3 protein-coding genes are annotated in these 2,585 nt (G+C 57.2%); 2 read left to right on the top strand and 1 reads right to left on the bottom strand.

Annotated features, from left to right (window positions below; translation table 11 throughout):
- Positions 1–356 precede the first annotated feature (356 nt).
- The gene (locus LDK53_RS22605; RefSeq protein WP_047958249.1) at positions 357–1,262 is read right to left on the bottom strand and encodes a LysR family transcriptional regulator; all 906 of its coding nucleotides are present in this window, start codon (positions 1,260–1,262) and stop codon (positions 357–359) included.
- A gap of 109 nt (positions 1,263–1,371) precedes the next feature.
- On the opposite strand from LDK53_RS22605, the gene LDK53_RS22600 reads away from it, so the two are divergent.
- Together LDK53_RS22600 and LDK53_RS22595 are read left to right on the top strand one after the other, a co-directional pair.
- Positions 1,372–2,238 (top strand): pirin family protein, encoded by an 867-nt coding sequence (locus LDK53_RS22600; protein ID WP_128340202.1) that lies wholly within the window; start codon positions 1,372–1,374, stop codon positions 2,236–2,238.
- A 14-nt stretch (positions 2,239–2,252) separates the two neighbouring features.
- Positions 2,253–2,585, top strand: a 333-nt coding sequence (locus tag LDK53_RS22595; protein WP_225288133.1) for an isochorismatase family protein, incomplete at its 3' end; no start/stop codon positions are given.

Raw genomic sequence — 2,585 nt, 5'->3', positions numbered from 1 at the left:
TATACGGCAACGTATCGGGGGTTCGAATCCCCCCCTCACCGCCATATTCGAGATAAGAGCTCGTACGAAAGTACGGGCTTTTTTCTTTTATATTCTCCGAAAGGGGGATGAGAATCCCCGACCGGGGTTCGGCAACTGGCGACAGCCAGTTGGACAGACTGGGAGCGAAGCGAACAGGCTGCCCGCAGGGCGAGCGCAGCGAGTCAATCCCCCCCTCACCGCCATATTTAAAGAAGAGCTCGCATGAAAATGCGGGCTTTTTTTTTGCATGTTGCACGCTCTGGGGGGATTCGAACCTTGAAATTCCCTGCGCGCTTTTTGTCGGGTGGCGCTACGCTTACCCGACCTACAATAAGCTAGTCTTCCGCCATCTTCGCATACTCTTCGGTAAGAAAATCCACCAGCGCCCTGACAGACGGCAGCAACCCGCGTCTGGAAGGATAAACAGCATGAATCACTTCCCGTCGCGGTTCCCATGCCTCAAGTACCCGAACCAGCTCCCCGGACGCCAGTTGATCCTTCACCATCAAAATCGGCAACTGCACCACGCCAATGCCTGCCATCGCGGCTTCACGGAGCGCGAGCATGTCCGTGGTGATCAACCGGGGATGATAATGGACCTCCGCTTTCGCCCCGTCGGGTCCGGAGAGTGTCCATTTATGGATGTGTTTACCCTCACCCATACTTAAACCAGGCCAGGCGCTGAGTTCAGACGGCATAGACGGTTTCCCCAGCCGTGCAATCAGCGCCGGGCTTGCCACCAGGCAATGTCCCCTGTCGGCCAGCACCCTTAACACCAGATCGCTGTCATCAAACGGCCGTGGACGCACGCGGATCGCCACATCAATTCCCTCTCCCACCAGATCGACCCGCCGATTTGTCGCTTCCAGCTGGAGGTTGATCCCCGGATAGCGCGCCATAAATCTTGCCAGCATTGGGCCAACATGCACATGCAATAAGGTGACGGGACAGGTAAGCCTGACGATACCGCGCGGTTCTGCCTGCAGCGCCGCCACGGCTTCCTCCGCAGCCTCCGCCTCCACCATCATCGCTTTACAGTGCTGATAGAAGGTCTGTCCGACCTCGGTCACCGTAAACTGCCGGGTTGTGCGATGGATAAGCCGCACGCCCAGCCGCTCTTCAAGCTGCGCTATCCGGCGGCTTAGCCTGGACTTGGGCAGGTCGAGCGCCCGTCCCGCCGCCGCAAAGCCACCGTAGTCGACTACTTTCACAAACCAGACGAAGTCATTGAGATCCTGCATAAATCCTCATCGTTCCAATTTCAGAACAGTGAATGCCATTTTCACTATCTACCGGGATATTAACGCTGAATATAAGCTAATTACATCAACAGAACATCAGGAGTAAATCATGAAAAACGTAACTGGCGTTTATACCGCTCCTCGTCAGCACTGGGTTGGCGACGGTTTCCCGGTCCGTTCAATGTTCTCTTATCAGACGCACGGCGAGCCCCTCAGCCCGTTTCTGCTGCTGGATTACGCGGGCCCGTACACCTTCCCGGCAGATGGCGCAAAGCGCGGCGTCGGCCAGCACCCACACCGGGGTTTTGAAACGGTCACCATCGTCTATTCCGGCGAAGTAGAGCACCGCGACTCCACCGGGAAAGGCGGCGTTATTGGCCCCGGCGACGTGCAGTGGATGACTGCAGGCGCAGGCATTCTGCACGAGGAGTTCCACTCCAGCGCATTCGCGCAGAAAGGCGGGGAACTGAAAATGATGCAGCTTTGGGTCAACCTGCCGGCGAAAGACAAAATGGCCGCGCCAGGCTATCAGAGCATCACCAACGCCGATATTCCGGTGGTGACGCTGCCTGAAAACAGCGGCTCGCTGCGGGTTATTGCCGGTCATTACAACGACGTGACCGGCCCGGCGCACACCTTTTCGCCACTGAACGTCTGGGACATCACCCTGAATCAGGGCAGTCACGTCACGTTCACTCAGCCGGAAGGCTGGAGCACAGCGCTGGTCGTACTTGAAGGCAGTATTTCGGTGAACGGTACCGCTCAGGCGGGTGAAGCCCAGCTGGTCGTGTTGAGTCAGGAAGGCGACAAGCTGCATCTGGAAGCCAGCAGCGATGCCAAAGTGCTGCTGATGGCGGGTGAGCCACTGAATGAACCTATCGTGGGCTATGGCCCGTTTGTGATGAACAGTAAAACCGAAATCAACGAAGCCATTCGTGATTTCAATTCCGGCCGCTTCGGCCAGATCCGATCGTAATAAAGGAGAAGAACATGTCTACACCTGCCAATTTTAATGGCGCTCGTCCGGTCATTGATGTTAACGATGCGGTGATGTTGCTTATTGACCACCAGAGTGGTCTGTTCCAGACCGTCGGGGATATGCCAATGCCGGAGCTGCGTGCCCGTGCGGCAGCGCTGGCAAAAATCGCTACCCTGGCAAAGATCCCGGTGATTACCACAGCGTCTGTCCCCCAAGGGCCGAACGGACCGCTGATCCCGGAGATTCACGCCAACGCGCCACATGCGCAGTATGTTGCCCGCAAAGGTGAGATCAACGCCTGGGATAACCCGGAATTCGTGGCGGCGGTAAAAGCGACGGGACGC

The sequence above is a fragment of the Enterobacter sp. K16B genome (assembly GCF_020216105.1).
Taxonomy (GTDB): domain Bacteria; phylum Pseudomonadota; class Gammaproteobacteria; order Enterobacterales; family Enterobacteriaceae; genus Enterobacter; species Enterobacter sichuanensis.
The sequence above is the reverse complement of the archived record's forward strand: the minus strand, read 5'-3'. Positions and strand labels throughout refer to the sequence as shown.

Excerpts from the sequence above, each read along its gene's own strand:
- LDK53_RS22600 (WP_128340202.1), top strand. The coding sequence starts at position 1,372 with ATGAAAAACGTAACTGGCGTTTATACCGCTCCTCGTCAGCACTGGGTT.
- LDK53_RS22605 (WP_047958249.1), bottom strand. The coding sequence starts at position 1,262 with ATGCAGGATCTCAATGACTTCGTCTGGTTTGTGAAAGTAGTCGACTAC.